11 protein-coding genes are annotated in these 20,976 nt (G+C 39.9%); 5 read left to right on the top strand and 6 right to left on the bottom strand.

Going from position 1 to position 20,976, the window contains the following annotated elements; translation table 11 throughout:
• Nucleotides 1–19: 19 nt before the first annotated feature.
• The 6 genes from HMPREF0106_RS09645 to HMPREF0106_RS09670 all read right to left on the bottom strand — a co-directional run bounded on the left by HMPREF0106_RS09645 (nucleotide 20) and on the right by HMPREF0106_RS09670 (nucleotide 9,751).
• Nucleotides 20–3,208: a SusC/RagA family TonB-linked outer membrane protein gene (locus HMPREF0106_RS09645; protein ID WP_008023524.1), complete on the bottom strand. Its 3,189-nt coding sequence runs from the start codon at nucleotides 3,206–3,208 to the stop codon at nucleotides 20–22.
• A 140-nt stretch (nucleotides 3,209–3,348) separates the two neighbouring features.
• On the bottom strand, nucleotides 3,349–4,338 hold the full coding sequence (locus HMPREF0106_RS09650; protein WP_009040301.1) for a glycoside hydrolase family 43 protein: 990 nt from the start codon (nucleotides 4,336–4,338) through the stop codon (nucleotides 3,349–3,351).
• A gap of 44 nt (nucleotides 4,339–4,382) precedes the next feature.
• Complete coding sequence (locus HMPREF0106_RS09655) at nucleotides 4,383–6,008, bottom strand: DUF1735 domain-containing protein (RefSeq protein WP_009040300.1); 1,626 nt, start codon at nucleotides 6,006–6,008, stop codon at nucleotides 4,383–4,385.
• 12 nt (nucleotides 6,009–6,020) lie between these two features.
• Nucleotides 6,021–6,431, bottom strand: coding sequence for a hypothetical protein (locus HMPREF0106_RS09660; RefSeq protein WP_004307741.1), 411 nt, complete (start codon nucleotides 6,429–6,431; stop codon nucleotides 6,021–6,023).
• A 21-nt stretch (nucleotides 6,432–6,452) separates the two neighbouring features.
• Nucleotides 6,453–8,111 (bottom strand): hypothetical protein, encoded by a 1,659-nt coding sequence (locus HMPREF0106_RS09665; protein ID WP_009040299.1) that lies wholly within the window; start codon nucleotides 8,109–8,111, stop codon nucleotides 6,453–6,455.
• A 113-nt stretch (nucleotides 8,112–8,224) separates the two neighbouring features.
• The gene (locus HMPREF0106_RS09670) at nucleotides 8,225–9,751 is read right to left on the bottom strand and encodes a sulfatase-like hydrolase/transferase (RefSeq protein ID WP_009040298.1); all 1,527 of its coding nucleotides are present in this window, start codon (nucleotides 9,749–9,751) and stop codon (nucleotides 8,225–8,227) included.
• A gap of 875 nt (nucleotides 9,752–10,626) precedes the next feature.
• On the opposite strand from HMPREF0106_RS09670, the gene HMPREF0106_RS09675 reads away from it, so the two are divergent.
• From HMPREF0106_RS09675 to HMPREF0106_RS09695, 5 genes are all read left to right on the top strand, one after another.
• Complete coding sequence (locus HMPREF0106_RS09675; RefSeq protein WP_004307738.1) at nucleotides 10,627–12,033, top strand: alpha/beta hydrolase family protein; 1,407 nt, start codon at nucleotides 10,627–10,629, stop codon at nucleotides 12,031–12,033.
• Between the two features lie 301 nt (nucleotides 12,034–12,334).
• Nucleotides 12,335–13,477 (top strand): MFS transporter AraJ, encoded by a 1,143-nt coding sequence (gene araJ, locus HMPREF0106_RS09680; RefSeq protein ID WP_009040297.1) that lies wholly within the window; start codon nucleotides 12,335–12,337, stop codon nucleotides 13,475–13,477.
• Nucleotides 13,478–13,593: 116 nt separating this feature from the next.
• Nucleotides 13,594–15,216, top strand: a complete 1,623-nt coding sequence (locus HMPREF0106_RS09685; RefSeq protein WP_004324097.1) for a hypothetical protein — start codon at nucleotides 13,594–13,596, stop codon at nucleotides 15,214–15,216.
• A gap of 284 nt (nucleotides 15,217–15,500) precedes the next feature.
• Nucleotides 15,501–17,627: a DUF4906 domain-containing protein gene (locus tag HMPREF0106_RS09690; protein ID WP_004324098.1), complete on the top strand. Its 2,127-nt coding sequence runs from the start codon at nucleotides 15,501–15,503 to the stop codon at nucleotides 17,625–17,627.
• Nucleotides 17,628–17,648: 21 nt separating this feature from the next.
• Nucleotides 17,649–20,969 carry a SusC/RagA family TonB-linked outer membrane protein gene (locus tag HMPREF0106_RS09695; protein WP_009040296.1) on the top strand — a complete coding sequence of 1,107 codons (3,321 nt, stop codon included), beginning with the start codon at nucleotides 17,649–17,651 and terminating at the stop codon, nucleotides 20,967–20,969.
• Nucleotides 20,970–20,976 lie beyond the last annotated feature (7 nt).

Raw genomic sequence — 20,976 nt, 5'->3', positions numbered from 1 at the left:
TCAGTAAATTTAAAGTGTCTCATAATCCTAATCTAAAACCAATGTTATAACGTCTCACCACCGGATAAACATTCTGTCCCGAATGTTCGGGGTCACGGCGGGAATCACCTTTCGAGAACGTCAACAAATTGGTACCGTTGACATATACTTGCAGTTTTGTCAGACGTAAAGGCTGCAACCAACGCTTCGGAATCTGATAATTCACTTCCAGGTTCTTCAAGCGAAGATAAGCATGGTTGGTATATGTGTATGTACTAGCCACCGAATTATAACTTCTCTGAACATGAATACTGGGGCGAATCGGACCGCCTTGAATCGGAGCATCGGCTGTCCATGTATTCAACGTATTTGGTTGAGCCTTGATATTACCTTCCGGGAAATCCCATAAATAGGAAGGAATCGCTTCTTTATAAACGTCCATAGCACTGTACCACAACATATTGAATCCGATTCCTTTGTAAGAACCTCCCAATGTAAATCCGAGGGTAGTAGTCGGATAGTTCAGGTTTTTCATCGGAACCATATCCTTAGCATCAATCATGCCGTCACCATTATAATCGATGTAATACAAGTCTCCCGGAATCAATGTATTATGTGTACCATTGGCAATAGTGGACTGCGCCGAGTTATAAATATCATCCAATGACTGGAAGTTTCCTGTTGCCAGGTATTTATTCACATATCCGATTGACTTTCCGGCTTTTTTCAAATATTCGCTCTGATTCTTCGGGTCATCAATAAAGACAACACGGTTCTCACTGGTTGCAAAATTAAACTTCGCGTAATAATTAAACTTTCCAATACGGTCGTTCCAAGCAATATCCAGTTCAAGACCGTGATTTTTAGTCTTACCCAGATTCACCTGCGGAAAAGCAATACCACTATCGGCCCATGACGGAATCGTATTACGTGTCATCAAAATGTTATTACGCTTTTCATCGAACAAGTCCACAGTAAAGTTTAGTTTACCCCACAAACCTATTTCGATACCGATATTCTGCTTAATAGATTCTTCCCAGGTAGCATCGGGGTCGGCCAATTTTCCTTCTTTGTATAAAGGTCCCCAGTTACTGGTCTGATATTTACCAAACTGCGCATTGGCAGATAGTTGCTCAAACTTCTGAATATAGTTGAAACGGGTAGCACCTTTATCATTACCAACTACTCCATACGAATAGCGCACTTTCAGGTTGGTCAGTACACCTTTGGTCAATTTCTTTACCCATGGTTCTTCACTGATACGCCAACCAATAGAGGCAGAGGGGAAGAATCCGAAACGGCGTCCCGGAGCAAATTTTTCCGAACCAGTGTAGGCACCGTTAAATTCAGCAAGATAACGCTCTTTGAAGTTGTAAGTGACACGGCCTACCCAGTCTTCTTCGTAAGCCGGGAAGTTCATCACACCCGAATTAGCAGTATTGGTTGATTCGTTCATCTTACGGTTAAACACAAATAAGGCGCTTACATCGTGATCGCCAAACTGGCGACTATAATTCAATGCTAATTCGTAATAAAGTTTACGTCCGTAAGCCTTGAAACCGTCATAAACACCACCAACAGGCAAATCTCCGGGAGCATTTTCATCCGGATAGCGTTTCTCGGTATAATTATAAGTAATTGTTCCGTCAGCATTATAAATAGGATTGGCGTAATCATACACACGATTAATACGAATATGTGTACGTTGGGCAACCAAATCGTCTTTACCTAAAATCTTACCCGGCATGATCTGGGTAGTCCATGAAGAAGAAGTAGTGTAAGACAATGATGCTTTCAATGACAGTCCCTTTGTAATAAAGTCCAGCTTCTGATTCAAGATTACATCGTAGAAACCTTGATGTTGCTTAATATTACGACTACCTCCTTCGTTCATCAGACAGGCTATATTTTGATCGGAGCTTAACCCGTCTCCCCATATTCCATTACTATATTTAATCGGAAATTCATTACTTGGAGCCGTAAAGAACGTTTTAAAAAAACGTTCATCCGGAGAATCGACATTCTCATAATAAGACGGTTGGTTCTGATAACCCATCTTACCGGCCACATTGAATGACAATTTGGTGGTACTTGTGATATTGAAGTCGAAATTACTACGCCAGTTATAACGACGGTAAGAGAAGGAAGGATCGAAATCCTCTTGTTTGGTAGTATTAAAAATATCTCCGTCATGCAAATAACCCAAAGATACGAAATAACTCATTTTCTTCGTACCACCGCGTACATTAAGATTATAAGCCTGTTCATAACCTACATTCTTTACCAGTTCTTTCCACCAGTCCACTTCGGGAAAGACATCGTTATACGGACCATAATTTCCGGTAGCATACGCATTTTCCCATGCGGTAATGGTAGATTCGGGAACCATTGCTCCCCAGTTACCATCATTAGCCTGGGCTCTGTTATACTGTTTCATAGAGGTCACATAGTCAGACCATTCAGGAGCAGCAGAAGGTTGTTTAAAACCGAAGTTAGCTGTGAATGAGATTTCCGGTTTCTGTTCGAGTCCGCGTTTGGTTGTCAACAAGATAACGCCGTTCGCACCTTTCACACCGTAAACCGCAGTTGCCGAAGCGTCTTTCAGTACAGAAATAGATTCGATTTCGTTCACATCGACATCGTTGAAGTCACGTTCGATACCATCCACTAATACCAGTGGCTCCGCTTCTCCCCAAGTAGACTTACCACGAATCAATAAAGAAGCTTTATCGGCTCCCGGCTTTGAAGTGGAATTGATGGCAACCACACCCGGCATCTGACCTTGCAAGGCTTCGGAAACGGAGTTCACGCTACCTATCTTTAATAAATCATCTCCTTTTGCAGTAGCAATGGAACCGACACTGGATACCTTTTTCTGTACACCGTATCCAACCACTACTACTTCTTCCAGTGTCTCCGTATCTTCTCCTAAAGAGATTACTCCTAAAGTCGTTTTATTCTTTAAATCCAGTTCCAGAGTTTTATAACCCACATAAGAAATGACAAGTATGTCTCCTTTCGATGCCTTCACAGTAAAATTACCGTCAAAATCAGTAATCGTACCGCTTCCCGTACCTTTCACGCGAACACTGACGCCAATCATCGGTTCACCAGATACTGCATCCTTCACTTGTCCCTTCCAATAATCTTGTTGTGCCTGCACGTCCAGCGCACAAAACAAAAAGCAACAAAGACATAAGAAAGAAAAATAAAGTCTGTCTCTTTTCATAAACATTATTTTTAACTGTTAACAAATTCTTTATCTCAAGACACAAATTAAGCGGGAAAATCTTCAAATGAAAAGGAAGATTATCCTCAAAACCCGTACAAATGTGCAAAATAGATTTCTCTACTACATTTCTGAACAAATCATTTCCACATTGGCTTTATGACGTGCTCTTTGTCTACGGTGATGTTGTATATGCCATCGTTTCCTTTCTTCAGGATGAGCGGAACAATACGTGTTTTACGAGGGGACACGGTGGAATCTGAACGATGAACGTGGTAAACATAGTAATATTTTCCATCCAGCCCTTTAAATACATCTCCATGTCCTGATCCGTTTTCTCCTACGAGGCTGCGATGAATGATCGGACTGTTCGGGTGCTTCTTCCACGGACCGAAAGGGGAAGAAGCAGTAGCATAGCCTACCGAATAGTCGATATTCATAAAATGATTGGCAGAATAGAAGAGGTAATATACCCCGTCCCACTTCATAACAGTCGGTCCTTCCATCACCGGTGCAGACTTATAGTTCGGAGTCTTTTCCCAAGGCTCCGTACAGTCCATACATTGTTTCAATGTTTCCGGTTTGATACTTCCCTTCTTTATGTCAAACTCGGCTACCCAAAGATAATTGCCTTTATTAAAGCGGACATGATACAGGTAGTATTTTCCATCATCATCCTTAAATAGGAAAGAGTCTATATTCTTAGCGGAAGCGTCTATCGGTTTGACTTCCTTCTGCCGGAAAGGACCGAACACCGATTTGGAAGAAGCGATCACCGTTTGCTCATTGGCGGTATAAGTGAAATAATAAGTTCTTTTATCCTTAAAATATTGAGGTGCCCAGAAGCCTTTTTCACCATACGTTCGATCTCCTTTCCGAAGTATCAGTTGCAGGGAGGTTCCATCAGGCACCGTCCAATGCTCCAGATCGGTCGATTCGAGGATAGCAAAGCCCTGCGGTTCCTGATTGCGTGTGCCGGTGAGGTAATACTTGCCGTTTTCCACATAAATTGTAGGATCGGCATAAGTGATCTCCTTCTCATTAACCGAATCAGCCCGTACCCCAGTGACAGACAAACCAATGATTCCTAATGCGAGAATAAGTCTTTTTGTCATTTTATATTTTTTCATACCTATTTTATTCTATATCTGATCTTTATCTCATCTACAAAATTTCAATCTAACATCCAAACCAAACCGGGTTTCTCCCCTGCGAGATTCCATATTGCTTCATCCCAAGAAAGAGCCTTGGCAGCATCTATCGGGGTACTCATCGTAGAAAGACCATTGTAACGGTCGGCACCAAATGTTTGTGCTCCGTAATCGGGTATTTCTTCGTCTACGATAGCGGGCGTATTGGCAGAGAAACGACATTCCATATTTGGATTCGCATAGCAATTATTAGCCTCATTCTTGTTAAAGCGTCCGCAAATTCTTCCCGACTTAGGTGCACCGTTAGAGAATAATTTCTGGTTCCAAGCCACACAATGTGTTACGGTGATTCCTGTCGCCTTGTTAGCAAATCCCATAATACCGCCTACCTGATTTTGAGCGGAAATCTCGCAATCGGAATAACAATAAGAGATCACAGCTGTCGGACTAGGATCTACAAATCCGGCAATACCACCCGCAGGATTCGCCACTTTCATCGGGAAAGCTTGTGCAAGACCTGAAGAATAACACTGCGTAACGATAGAATATAACATACGTCCAACGATGCCTCCTACACATGATTCAGTCACAATATCCCCAGTGGAAGAGCATTGAGAGATCGTTGCTCCGCCTCTCGTTTCCCCACAAATACCGCCGGCGCACCATACGGCAGTAATATCTGTTGCCGATGTACACTGATGAATTTTACTATCTGCACCATGAAGTCTTGCACAGATACCACCAGCCTGACCGTTATCCCAGGCAGCCGCTCCCGTTCCCGAAGTTAAAGAAATCGTACCGGATACCCGAACATTCTCCACAATACCCGGAGAAGTAGCAGCTCCCACCTGTCCGGCAAGGATGCCTGCCATCTTTGTATTGGCTGTAATCTGCGCATTTTCAAAGTTTATATTGGAACACTTACCAACCAACAATCCAAAGAATCCCTGATTAACAGAAGAGGAAGTATTTACTTTCAGATTACGAATCGTATGTCCGCCTCCATCCAATACAAGTTGTTTGGAAACCGAGGTCTCTATCGGTTGCCAGTCTACACCTTGCAAATCAATATCATTCTCTATCTTGGCATAGATCGTCTTACCATCTTTGAGTTTCTCTCCGAGAGTTATCAAGTCGTTCGTTGTCGCCACGGTATAAGGGTTGTCGATTTCTCCCTGTTTCTGTTGCAGGAAGAAAGTCATTGTACTTTTCTCTTGATTGACTGCAAGATCGTCGGAAACCAGTTTCAAACCGAGAACGTATTTCTTTGATCCGTCAAGCGTACCTAAATCATGGAAGCGCAAATTTACCATACGCAGGACATCGTCCCCCTTAAAATTAAAATTACTTCCATCCAGATCATAATATTCCACAGGTAAGAGGTGATATTCTTCACCAAACTCTTTGGCATCGACAACAGCCAATTTCGCCTTTGCTTCTTTTTCGCAATGGCTTTTCTCCACCATAATGTTATATTGGTATTCCGGCTCATCCAGATATAAATCATATTTGCCTGTCTGATAAAGCGACAAGGTAATATTGGAATAGGTAACTTCAGCCTTTTCCGGCTGTGTCAGATCCATGACTTCATCACATGATATCAACGAAAACACCATTAATGACGCTACAATAGGAATGTATCTTTTCATAATATCTTTCTTTTAATTATTAAAAACAGGGATTACTATACCGACGTTATCTCCTGACAACCAAACTTTATCTCCATCTATACGAACTACTTCCATCTCCATCCCTTCTTTGAGGAAAGAAACTCCTTGGAATGAGAATTCAGTCTTTATCTTTTGACCAACAGCCGTGGGCTTCCCGTCAAACTTCACATGAATGTATTTGCTTTGATCCGAATTTTGCAGGCGATAAGTCAACCGTTTAGGATTAATTGCAGCCTGAAGTTGTTCCTGCTCTGTAAAAGTACAAATTCCATCCAAACTATAAAACCCAACTTCGGTATATCCTGTTATATTCTTCTTATCAACCCCGTTTTCGGCATATTCCGTCTCCGCACAAGAGGTGAAAGTCAACAAACATACCAACACTACATATATTACTTTCATAAGCGAATAAATTTAAGATAATTACTTTCTAATAGTTGTCGACAATATTTCTACCGATCCATCCTTATAAGTCACTTCGGCGGTAAGTATTTGTCCGTTCAGGTTCTTATTCACTATATTGATTTCCTGTCCATCCAGCTTTACTTTATAAGATGAGACATCAGCCGGCAAATTTAATAGTTGTACTAACATATATTCATCCACTTGTTGATATTTCAACAAAGGAAACTTTCCTGTTACAGATTTGGTCTTAACATCATCCTTCCACAACACGGCATCATCCGATTTCAGCAATGCTACATGGTAGGCAGTTCCGGGAACAAGATTTTCAACCAATGTATAGTCATTCTCTGAATCAAGCGACCGACGTACTACCTCTGTTCCATTTTCATCTGTTACTGACAATATACCTGTTTTATCGGCTCCATTTCCCCAACGAATGAACAATTCCCGTTGTCCTCCGACAAGGCTGGAAACTGCCAATCCATCCCGAGCAGCGATGAAATCGGGATACAGCAATGGATTGGGATTGTAGAATCCGTCTGCATCCAGTCCTAAATAACGGGAAAAATAAATTCCTCCAAGTTCCCACATTTCAGTCTTCGCATCGTAAACAGCTCTCGCTCCACCGGGAACCACACTAAAACGTCCGGTAATGGCATACGTATCATATTTCTTGAACACCTCATAAAAAGTTTTATACCAATTCTTCGGATACCAGGAATAACTCTCAAAAAGGCTCTTGAACTCGGTTGCACTGACCGGTGTACCGGCATTAGCTTTTTCAGCTATCAGATTAAGGTATTCGTAAATTTTCATCCCGGCCGTATAACCATGCTTGGTTCCCCATTCTCCCAGTGCGTCGGCTACATGAGGATTTAAAGCACGTACCATAGAGAATTCCGTGCAAATCAGTTTCTTTGTTACACCATATTTATCGCGGATAATACGGAAATCATCTTCCGCCTGGTTGATTTTCAATGCGTGAACGTGTAAGTCGAGCCCTACAACATTAGGATTGTTATTAACCACAGAGACTACCGCAGGTACCGTTTCGCTCTTCGGCAATTCGGATACACGGTTCAATGCTCCGGCATAAATATCAAATGTCCATCCATTAGCCTGTTTCCAGGCAGTCAGCCGATTGGCAAACTCATTCAGAAATGCCCGATAATCCTCACCGTCCGCATGACAAAGATCGGTATCCAATGCATTCTCCCATTCCGGTTCGTTACCCATGACAAGTATTTCAATATTCTTCGCCATATCATAGGTTTTCAGTAATACTTCAGTTGCCTGAAATATGTACTCCATCTCCTTAGTTCCTACTTTGGGAACCGTGTCGGTATATAATTCAAAAGGTATTTTCAGGCTCAATATAAATTTCACACGGTCGCCCAAGGCTTTCTTGGCCTGAATAAATTTCAGTGTAGGAATATGTGTCCTGATGGCATTTTCTTTCACACCAACAATCTTCCCGTTTTCATTCTGAAGAAACAGATTGGGGATATTGACAAATCCTCTCACCCAAGTCACTTTCGACTGTTTCAACATCTCTATTTCCGTAATCGGGTAATCTATATTTTCATTATAGTTCGCCCCCAAATCCTGCGCCTTTGTTCCCATCGAACATAAGAACAGCAATACAAACATTAAAAAAGCTTTCATTTTCATATACATACTTCAAGGTTAATTGTCCGACATCGAACAGAACAAAGGTAGAGAAATAAACTCCGGTAGAATAGAACGATTGTTTTATCAACGGGATTTATGTTCAGAATAAACATTTGACCTTATTTTAATGGTTCTTCTTCTACTTCACTGCGATAATAACCGTCCACTTCAGCAAAGAAATTCTGCTTCAGGGAGTCCAGAAGTTCGGGCTGTTGTGCCGCCACATTCTGTTGTTGAGTCCGGTCGGCTTTTACATTGAATAAACCGTATTCACCCAGATTACCCAATTCATTTCCCGTCAGATTTCGTTCGGAACCTTTATAAGGAGGCATCATAATCCAGTCGCCCGAACGATAAGCCATACGCCCTTGCGCTTCCAGCACTACATCCTTGCGGGCATTCTGCTCTTTTCCGAAGAATGCATCCAGATAGTTCCGACTATCCAAACCTCCCGGCAAATCGGCATGTATCATCGAACCCAAAGAAGCGAGAATATCTACCTGACAAACCAGTGCATCGGACACGACCGGCTGAATCTTTCCTTTCCAATAAACAAACAGAGGAATATGCGTACCACCGTCGAACAAACTATATTTACCTCCGCGCAGACCTCCTGCAGGAAGATGATCGCCTGCCAGTTCGGGAGCACCGTCTTTGTAACCGTCATTCAGAACCGGCCCGTTATCGCTGGAGAAGATAATCAGTGTCTTTTCCAACAAGCCTTCTTTCTTCAAGTGGGCAAGCAGTTCGCCGACACACCAGTCTGCCTCAACGATGGCATCGCCACGAGGCCCCATCGTTGTTTTACCCACAAATCGCTGGTGGGGAGCACGAGGGACGTGAGGTTCGTGCAAGCCATAATACAGGAAGAAAGGAGCATCTTTGTGTTCAGTAACAAAGTTCTTTACCTTATCTACAAAATAGTCGGCCATATCCTCGTCTTTCCAACGGGCTTTCTGTCCGCCTTTCATATATCCGATACGGGGAATTCCGTTTACTATAGAGTTATTGTGTCCGTGTGCCCACTGCATTTTCAGCAGCTCCGGATGAGAGATGGCAGTCGGTTCGCCCTCAAAATTATGCTCGTAACTCACTTCGATAGGGTCGGCCGGATCGAGTCCTACTACATCACCGTTTTCCACGTAAACCGTCGGGACACGGTCGTTGGTTGCCGCAATCAGGCAAGAGTAGTCGAAACCGATTTCTTTGGCACCCGGTTTGACGGTTTCGTTCCAGTTGACATTGCCGTCTCCCATCCCCAAATGCCACTTTCCGATAGCTCCGGTCACATACCCGCATTGCTGCATCATCTTCGGCAAGGTAAACTGATTTTCATTAATGATAAGAGGGGCATCTCCCGGCAGGATTTTTGCATCCTTATTTTTCCACGGATACATTCCGGTCATCAAAGCGTAGCGGCTGGGAGTGGAAGTTGCCGAAGTGGCATATCCGTTCATGAAACAAACTCCGCCATGAGCCAGACTGTCGATATTCGGAGTATGAATCGTAGTAGAGCCGTAAGCGCTGACATCACCAAATCCCAGATCATCGGCAAGAATCACAATCACATTCGGCTTTTCTTCTACGTGCTGTGAGGTACAACCTACTAAAGACAACGTAGGAACTAGATAGATTATCTTTTTCATAATATTATGTAGTTAATAACGATGCAAATTTAGCCACCACTTATTTATTTATGTAGAACAAATGTTTAATAATGGGGAGAAATGTCCATCCTGCAACTATTCCAGAGAAATAAGGTATGAAAATGCGTGTGATGAATTAACTCGAAATGATAGCATAGGCCTGTCAATGTTCTACTTTTAATATTCTACAGGAAAATAGCCAGTTAGAAAGTAGCAAACTAGAAAATAAACTGTATAAATAAACGCATGAGCATACAAAAAACAGTCTAATATTGCATAAAGCCAAACAAGATATACATCTTTCTCTATTCGGGAACCGTTCATTGCCTTAAAACCAACGAAGTGTTCCTCGGTGTGCATCGACTTGTTCCTCACCGAGGAAGCTATCGTTCCCCGGTAAAGAAGATAAAAATGGACTATTAAGAAATATTTTCTCCTTAGTTTATCATAATATATTGGAAAGGAGAAAATAATAAAATGATTGGTTATTCAGGTATCTACTCTCCAAATAACAAAAAGAATCAAGAATCTATCACAATTCGATTAGTATATTCTCAAAACAGCGAAAATAGAGAATCATGTAATTACAAATGCATGGCATTTTCCGGCTTTTCTTTACCAAACTGCGATTTATGTCCTTCTCCGATGATTAAATATTCCTTTTTTAAGAATCATCGTTTTTTAAGGGAGGCTATATAGTTTGGAATAGAGGTTGTGCTTAACAATAAAAACTGTAATAGTATACAGGAACAGCCCAATAAGATATTACCGGATTCTGACAAGATTAGGTAATGTCTTATTTTTATAATGATGAAAATTGTTACCTTTGTATATATCTTATATTTACAATTAAGATTAAACCTAATTTTTCGCTTATGAAAATAGTTAAGGCTACCTACATCGTTATATTCATTACCGGACTATTAGCCGGAGTGTTCTTCTCATCCTCTGTTTCCGCCCAAGATATTTCGGGAACCTGGCACGGAAAACTTTCCATTCCCACCGGTTCGCTGACTATTGTATTCCACATCAGTCAAACGGAACAAGGCGCTTATGTGACCACACTGGACAGTCCCGACCAGGGAGCCAACGGTATCAAGACACAGACCACTTCTTTCAATGATTCTACTTTAATTATCCAGATACCTGTGATTCATGCTTCGTACAAAGGAAAGCTGAACAGTGATAACACAATCAACGGAACATTTACGCAAGGGATGCCCCTTCCGTTGAATTTGAAAAAGGGAGAAGCCAGCCGCCCCAAACGTCCACAGGAGCCTCAACCGCCTTTCCCTTACAGAAGTGAAGAAGTCACCGTGAGGAATGAACGGGATGGAATTAACCTTGCCGGAACATTGACTCTTCCCGAAAAAGGAACTAAATTTCCGGCAGTGGTAATGGTGACGGGAAGCGGTGCGCAGAACCGGGATGAGGAAATCATGGGACACAAACCTTTCTTTGTCATCGCCGATTATCTGACCCGAAACGGAATTGCTGTGCTTAGATGTGATGACAGGGGTACTGCCGCTTCACAAGGTACTCACGCAACAGCTACCAATGAGGATTTTGCCACAGATACGGAAGCAATGGTGAATTATCTGCGCAGCAGAAAAGAAATAAATGCAAAGAAAATCGGAATTATCGGACATAGCGCAGGCGGAATCATTGCATTCATCGTTGCTAAAAAGGACCCATCCATTGCATTTGTCGTTTCATTGGCAGGAGCCGGCGTGAGAGGCGACAGTCTGATGCTGAAGCAGGTAGAGTTAATCTCTAAATCCCAGGGAATGCCGGATGCCGTCTGGCAAGGGATGAAGCCTTCGATACGGAACAGATATGCCATACTGCAACAAACAGACAAAACTCCCGAAGAGTTGCAGAAAGAACTGTATGCAGACGTTACAAAAACAATGTCTCCCGAACAATTGAAAGACCTGAATACCATCCAGCAACTATCCGCACAAATCAGTTCGATGACTTCTCCGTGGTATCTTCATTTTATGAGATATGACCCGGCCCAGGATTTGAAGAAACTAAAATGTCCGGTTCTGGCTCTGAACGGAGAAAAGGATATTCAAGTGGATGCCGCCATGAATCTTGCTGCCATTCAGGAAAGAATCACCGGAAATGGAAACAAAAATGTAACAGTCAAAGCCTATCCGAACTTAAATCATCTGTTTCAGACTTGCGAAAAAGGAACATTGGCTGAATACGGGCAGTTGGAAGAAACAATCAATCCGGAAGTCTTGAAAGATATCATTGAATGGATAAGGAAACAATAAGTCTATTAATGATATTACTTAGCAAGTACACATTTCTCAATATCACATTCTTTTCTTGCTAATTCTTGCAAATTCTTCAAATATTTGCAAGAATTGGAAAGAAAGTAAATGGCTACAATTTACATATACTACATAAATCTCCCGTCATCAGCTTACACCAACATTGTCTAATTTGATTTAAATCAAAATCTATCTCATCGAACTCACCCTGAAAGATTTTGTTTTACCTTTGCAGCCGAAATAAATAAGCGGCAAATAATAGTAAGGTAAAAAGGTAACAGGTATTAAGGTTAAGTTTTGTATGAAAAAGAGTCTTATTGCATTGGCGTTCGGCACACTAGGATTAGGTATTGCCGAATTTGTAATGATGGGAATTTTGCCCGATGTGGCAAAAGATTTAGGTATTAGTATTCCTACCGCAGGGCATTTCATTTCTGCTTATGCATTAGGCGTCTGTGTCGGTGCACCTGTATTAACATTGGCTCGCAAATATCCGCTAAAACATATTCTGTTAGTATTAGTTACCGTAATTATGATAGGTAATATCTGTGCGGCTATGGCTCCCAATTACTGGGTGTTGCTCGCTGCCCGTTTTATCTCCGGCTTGTCTCATGGCGCATACTTCGGAGTAGGCTCTATTGTTGCAGAGAAACTAGCCGACAAGGGTAAAGGTTCGGAAGCCGTCTCCATCATGATTGCAGGAATGACCATTGCCAACCTGTTTGGTGTACCTTTGGGCACTTCCCTAAGTACCATGCTTTCCTGGCGTGCCACTTTCTTGCTGGTCGGTATCTGGGGAATTGTTATCCTATATTACATCTGGCGATGGGTTCCGCATGTAGAAGGCTTAAAGGATACCGGCTTTAAAGGACAATTCCGCTTTCTTAGAACTCCGGCTCCGTGGCTGATTCTCGGTGCTACGGCACTAGGTAATGGCGGTGTATTCTGCTGGTATAGCTACATCAATCCGATGCTTACCAATGTGTCCGGCTTCTCCGCTGAAAGCATTACGCCTTTAATGATCCTTGCCGGCTTCGGTATGGTGATGGGAAACCTGATTAGCGGACGTCTCTCCGACCGCTACACCCCCGGAAAAGTAGGGACTGCCGCACAAGCACTTATCTGTATTATGTTATTGCTCATTTTCTTCCTTTCTCCCTATAAATGGGCAGCAGCCCTGTTGATGTGTCTTTGTACGGCAGGACTGTTCGCAGTATCCAGTCCGGAGCAGATATTAATTATCCGCGTATCAAAGGGAGGAGAAATGCTGGGAGCAGCCTGCGTGCAGGTTGCATTCAATCTCGGAAATGCCATCGGTGCTTATGCAGGCGGACTGGCTGTTAGTGGTGGATACCGTTATCCGGCTCTGGCGGGTGTACCATTTGCTCTAATTGGATTTACTTTATTCTTGATTTTTTATAAGAAATATCAGGCAAAATACTAAATAACTAGTAAAAGCTGCCCTACTTTCTGCTGCAAGATAAAATTCACTTTAAAGTCTTGTAGAATTATATTTTTACTCATACTTTTGTAAGGTCTGTTAAGTCTTGATAAATGGGAATGAGGAAAGATACACTTATCACAATTATTATGGGAGTAATTAGTATATTTACTTCTTGTAATCCGCATCCCAATCTATCAAAGGCTGACCAACTAATAAATTTTTATCCTGATAGTTCCCTGACATATTTGAAAGCTATCCAGCATCCTGAAAATATGTCCCCAAAGGATTATGCAAAATGGTGCCTATTAGTAGCTCAAGCAAAATATAACAATGCTCAAAGCTTAGTTCCGGACTCATTTGTTTTTAAAGCTTTTGATTATTTTTCCAAAGACACATCCGACCCGATACTAACAGCAAGAACATATTTTTATACTGCACTTATCAGTAAAGAAATAAGAAACATAGAAGAAGCTGCTCAATACTTATTAAAAGCAAGAGATTTCGCGGAGAAAGCAAATGACTACAATCTAGCATTCAAAATTTCCCATGACTTGTGCGACATCTACTCTAAACAAGGATTATTTGATTATAAGTTAACAGAGGCATGGAGAGGATATAATTATGCACAGATTTCTAAAGATAGTCTGTCTATTTATTATGCATTGGCAGATCTGGGACATGCTTATTCTACCAAAGAGCAAATCGATAGCGCACTTTATTTTTTCGAAAAGGCATTCCCTATTGCTCAAAAAGTACATCCCAAAGCCACCTCTTCTGCTTTAAACGATATATGTTATGCATATATAAATAAAAAAGATTATATTTCCGCACTAAAAATCTGCAATGAGGCCATTGCATGTGAAAAGGATTCAATTGACCGATATAACAATTACATTATCAAAGGAGTAATCTTTCAAGATATACAACAATATGATTCTGCTATCCATTATTTTACCCTAAGTAGTAAAAACCAATATATATATGCAAAAGCACTCAGTTATAGCTATCTGGGAGAAATTTATGAAAAAAAAGGGAACATTCTTAAAGCGTTAGAATTTATCAAAACCTATGAACTATTAAGAGATTCAATAGAAGATCAAAACCAAAGCGTGGCAATTATTAAAATGCAGAATCTATTTCAAAACGAAAAACTGCAGAAAAACAACAAAGAACTATCTAAAAAGATGGAAGAAATTAGTTCTCTTGTATATAAAATAAGTGCAATTGCAGCTTTCGCGTTACTAATTACAGGATTATGCTACTTCATAACCTACAAAAAGAAGAGTGAACGTATACGAAAACAAGAAAGAGAAATATCTCAAGCCAAAGATAAACTACAACAGCAAGCTATAGAAAATCTTCAAAAAGAAGAAAAACTATCTTCACTACAAGCAGACTTTTTACGCAGATTAGTGGCTATCAACATTCCATCTCTAAATAATAAAGCAAACGATCTCGTTATCAAACTTTCTAATGAGGATTTTGCTAATCTGGAAAAAGATATTAATGCTACTTTTGATCAATTTACAGTAAGACTAAAGAAAGAATATCCACTACTCGACAAAAATGAAATTCAGTTCTGCTGTTTAATAAAAATACAATTAGATTTAAATACCCTTGCCAATATCTACTGCAGAAGTAAAGCTGCAATTAGCAAAAGAAAACTTAGAATCAAACAAGAAAAACTAAACATTACAGATAAAAACATCTCTTTAGATGATTTTATTCAAAGATTCTGAAATATCCCTCCTTACATTAACATCTATTCATAATAAAAGGATTTAATTGCCATTTGTCCAATGGTAATCTATACCTATTTACATTAACACATTAATTATTAGCGATTTATATAATATCTATTGTCCAATGCTTTTTTTGTATTCATAAATCATATTCCATAACTTTGCAATATCAAACGTAAGCAAAATCAGATTCTATAATAACATCTTGATTAAACTATTAATATATAATATAAAATGTGATATAGCAAAAAAATCAATATTAATTATTTAAAACTAGAATTATGAAGAACCTAATTTGGCTTAGCGCATATCTTATCATAAGCGCAATTTTCAGTTCTTGTTCAAAAGACGACGAAAACACCTCTATTATTCCGGAAGGAGAAAAAACAAATGTAAATGTATCATTAAATATTGCTCCTATCAACGCAATGGGAACCAATATAAATGATAACAGAACTTCTATTGAAAACTTTTGGTTATTAGAATTCGATCAACAAGGTAAAAATGTTGCAGTTATAAAAGAACTACGATTCAGTATCAACTCTGCAGAAACAGTAGAATTAGTAGCAGGGGCTAATATGAAACTGGTAGTAATTGCTAATGTAGATAAAAGCATTGTTTTCCAATTAGGAAAACAAAACTATGAAGCACTAAAGAATACTATTTATACATTACCAGTCAATTCATCTAACGCAATTCCGCTAGTAGGAGAGCAAGTAGTTTCTATTACCAAAGAAAATCAGACATTAGATGCTATCACATTAGAACGAATTGCAGCTGAAGTAAAATTCACTATCAATAATACCTCTTCTGATTTCCAGTTAACTTCCATAGCATTAAAGAATATATATAAAATGTATTACTTTAGTAAGGGAACAATATCTCAAAGTAATATTGCAGACTATAGTGAAATCCCATGTACTATCGGTGAAGAAAATTATACCCATTACATAGCTGAGAACCTGATGGGAACAAATTCTAGTATCACAACAGACAAAGACAAGGTAACAGATAAACTAGCGACTTTCATTGAAATTGTTGGTGAAAGAATGAGTGAAGGCAATAAAGAAATAGCAACTTTCAAAATGTTCATTGGGAAAAATGAAAAAGATTTCAATGTAACAAGAAATAATGCATATAATTACAATATTAATCTTAATCTGGCAGATGCCAGTGATAAACGCATCACTATTGAAAAGATTCCATTAGAAGGCATTGCAGCTGAAGCTAACTGCTATATACTGAATCCAAATTCAGAACATGAGCTACTGGTTCCTGTGAAACGAGTAAATGCATTTTGGGGAACAGAAGAAGGCGGCTTCAAAACAGATCATATGTTGAATGACGGAAACAACCAAGGAAAAGTAACTAAATGGGTTGCCCGTATCATAACAAAAGATAGTTCTAAGGAATTACTGAAATTCACCACCCAACAAGGAAGCTCCGCCAATGATTATATAGGAATCAAACCTACAGGAAACGAAGGTAATGTATTAATAGGAATCTACGACGCAACAGCAGGAGAACCTGCACAAGACGCTAAACCATTATGGAGCTGGCACATTTGGATTACAGATTATAATCCGGGAGGAGATATTAATGGAATAATTCCTGCAATTTCTCAAAACCCAGGAAAAGCAGATGTTACAGGAGGAGCTATCTACCGTTTTGGGGGAGTTGATAACAATCAAACGAAAGATGGATCCACACAGGCAATGATGGATCGTAACTTAGGCGCACTAAGTGCAACACCAACTGACGGTGCGAAAACGATCGGTATGTATTATCAATGCGGTCGAAAGGATCCGATAATGACTGATTGGAGCCAAATCACTAAGTTAGGAACCAGCTCTTTAGGGGGAGACGTTTACTCCATTCATATCAAAACAGCAAAAGGTCCCGTATCTAAAGAAACAGCTGTGAAAAACCCGGATACCTATTTCTTGGGAGATGCAGACCATTTTACTTATAAAGATTGGTTAATTGAAGGCAGCGGTAGTACTGAACTATGGTACAAAAAGAGTGATGAAAAAACCAAAACACTATACGATCCATGTCCGGCAGGCTGGAGAGTGCCTTATAAGATGAACACTTATGGTGAAATAAACGGAGAAGATGTTGACAATGGTATTTATCTTTGCCCTAATAGCTCCATAAAAATATTTTACCCGTTTGGCGGACATTTAAATGCCATTACCGGTCAATATCCGGGAGGAAGTTTGTTTGAATACAAAACTGCACAAAATGGTTGGCTGGGCAGTTATCCGGACAATCCTAATAATGCCTATAGTTATCATATATTCTCTGCAGCATTAGTAGACGAATATGACGGACCATTCTATCCCATCATGCCTAACAATGCAGACGGCAGATACTTAGGTTATAGCGTACGTTGTGTAAAAGAATAAATCACCAAAGAAAACAGGTACATGAATAAACACATTATTCTATTATTTATCATATTGTGCATTGGCCTTACAAGGGCCAGTGCACAACATAGTATTACTGGTAAGGTGCTAGATGCTACTAACCAAGAACCTATCCCATTTGCCAGTGTTACTATAAAGAACGTCAAGAGCGGAACAACTACGGACAATAATGGAAATTTTACCTTGAAGGTCAATAATAACGATATCCTTATCGTCAGTTTTATGGGATACGAGACTAAAGAGGTTAACATTGGAACACAAAAGAAAGTAACGATATTATTATCAGAATCTTCTGTTTTATTGGATGCGGTAGTAGTCACCGGGTTTCAGAATCTTAAAAAAACAACCTTTACCGGCTCTTCCGTTAAAATCAAAGCTGATGATATTAATTTGCCCGGTGAAACAGACATAAGCCGTATGCTGGAAGGCAAAGCAGCCGGAGTATCTATTCAGAATGTATCGAGTACCTTTGGTAGTGCCCCCAAAATACGTGTACGTGGTGCCACGTCTATCAATGGAGAAAACAAACCTTTGTGGGTAGTAGATGGAATCGTATTAGAAGATGTGGTAAATGTATCCAACGACCAACTAGCAAGCGGTGACCCTACCACCCTGTTAGGCTCCTCCGTAGCAGGTATCAATACTAACGATATCGAAACAATTGACGTATTAAAAGATGCTGCTGCAACAGCATTATATGGAGCCAGAGCTATGAATGGAGTAGTTGTAATTACGACTAAAAGAGGAAAAGAAGGAAAACCACGTATTCATTATAGCGGAAACTACACAGTACGGACCAAACCACGTTATTCTGAATTCAATATTATGAATTCAGCCGATCAAATGTCTGTGTATGCAGAAATGGAACGAAAAGGTTTATTAACTTCGGACATTGTAAATAACCAGTCTTCCGGTATTTATGGAATCATGTATAATAGAATCAACACATGGGATGAATCAAAGCAACAATACCTTTTAGAAAATACATATGCAGCCCGTCACAACTTTTTAATGGAACACGCAGCAGCTAATACAGACTGGTTTGATCTGCTATTTACCAATTCCATAATGAATGAACATACATTAAGTGTATCAAGTGGTTCACAAAAGTCGAAATCCTACATTTCATTAGGCTTTTTGAACGATCCGGGATGGACTGTTGCCGACAAAGTGAATCGAATCACAATGAACTTCCGAAATGACTACCAGCTAAATGACAAAATCGGATTTAGTTTTCAAACGGTAGGTTCTGTCAGAATGCAGAACGCTCCCGGTTCATTAAGTCGTTCCAGTGACGTTGTAAGTGGTATTTCCTCACGTAATTTTGACATAAATCCGTTCAATTATGCATTAAACACAAGCCGTGCATTACGAGCATACGACTCAAATGGAGAACGGGAATATTATACACTCAACTTTGCCCCATTCAATATTTTAGAAGAACTCGATAATAACTATATTAAATTGAATGTGATAGATTTAAAAGCTCAAGCCGAATTTAACTGGCAAATTATTAAAGGATTGAAATACAATTTTACCGGAGCTATCCGCTATGTACGTTCAAAGCAAGAGCATGAAATACACGAAAATTCTAATATGGCAAATGCTTATCGTGCAGCTGGCAATTCTACCATTCGAGAAAACAATCCCTACCTCTACAAGGACCCTAGTGATCCGTCAGCCGAACCGATTGTTGTTCTCTCTAAAGGGGGATTCTATAATACTGCCGAAAACTTATTATTAAATTATGATATAAGAAACTCTGTTAGTTTCAGCAAAATATGGAATGAGAAACATGAGTTCAACGCATTATTAGGACAACAAATCAAATATTCCGATAGACAAACGAACAGCAACACCGGCTACGGATTCCAATATGACATGGGAGGCACTGTTAGTATGAACTATCTTATAATGAAACAAATGATCGAGCAAAATTTTGATTATTATTCAAGAGCTTTGACATACGATCGTTTTGCCGCTTTTTATGCAAATGTTGATTACACCTATGACAGACGATATTCCATCTCCGGAACAGTACGGTATGACGGCTCCAACACAATGGCAAATTCCAGTTCAGCCCGCTGGCTGCCTACCTGGAATATCAGTGGGAAATGGAATATAGGTAATGAGACGTTTATGAAAGACTTTGTCTGGCTGGATGTATTAGCGCTACGTGCCGGCGTTGGATTAACAGCCAGTATGCCTCCATTATCAAATGCAACACCTATTTTTATAAATTCTAATACTACGCGCCCAAGTACGGACATCGAATCAGGCATTGAAATTTACACATTAGGTAATTCTGATTTGACATGGGAAAAGAGTTATCAATCTAATTTTGGTTTTGATGCCACTTTCCTTAAAGGAAGACTCGACTTCTCTTTTGACTATTTTATCCGAAACAGTTTCGACTTGTTAAGTGTAATAAAAGTCTCCGGAATTGGAGGAGAAAGATATAAATGGGCCAATAGTGCCGACTTAAGCGCCTCCGGTTTCGATATAACATTGTCAGGAAAACCTATTGTAACAAAAGATTTCATGTGGTCAAGTTCTTTCACTATGGGATATTCCAAAAATGAAATCAAGAATTCAATGCAACAACCACAAGTCAACACGTTGGTAGGAATCACAGGAGGAAATAAAAACGGGTATCCGGTGAACGGGCTTTTCTCTATACCATTTGCCGGTCTGAATCCGGAAAATGGTGTACCGATGTTCTATGATGAGAATGGCACTATCACCAGTGATATCAATTTCCAAAGTACTTCAACAGATTACTTAAAATACGAAGGACCGACAGATCCCAAATATACAGGAGGATTTAACAATTCCTTTACTTGGAAAGGTATCTCATTAGATATTTTCTTCACTTTCCAAGCCGGAAATGTAATCCGGTTGAATCCTGTATTTAACAGCAGTTATAATGATTCTCAAGCAACCCCCAAAGAGTTCTTTAACAGATGGGAATTCAGAGGAGATGAGAAACATACTAATATCCCTGCAATAGCTGATAAAGATCTGATATCAGATTTGAGCAGTACTTATCCTTATTCAGCATACAATTATTCAGATATACGGGTAGCAAAAGGAGATTTCATCCGTCTTAAATCATTATCTGTAGGATATACCATTCCGCAGAAGCTTTTTAAATCGTGGAAGTTGTTCTCTGATATTCGTTTACGAGTAACCGGCAAAAACTTATGGTTACTATACTCTGATAAAAAATTGAATGGACAAGACCCTGAATTTGTCAATACCGGTGGCGTAGCCCAACCGATACAAAAACAAGTTATTTTTTCATTAGATGTCAGTTTCTAAATCATCC

Origin of the sequence: Bacteroides sp. D22 (assembly GCF_000163675.1) — a bacterium.
In the GTDB taxonomy this organism is placed as follows: Bacteria; Bacteroidota; Bacteroidia; order Bacteroidales; family Bacteroidaceae; genus Bacteroides; species Bacteroides xylanisolvens.
This window is presented reverse-complemented; position numbering and strand designations above follow the sequence as displayed.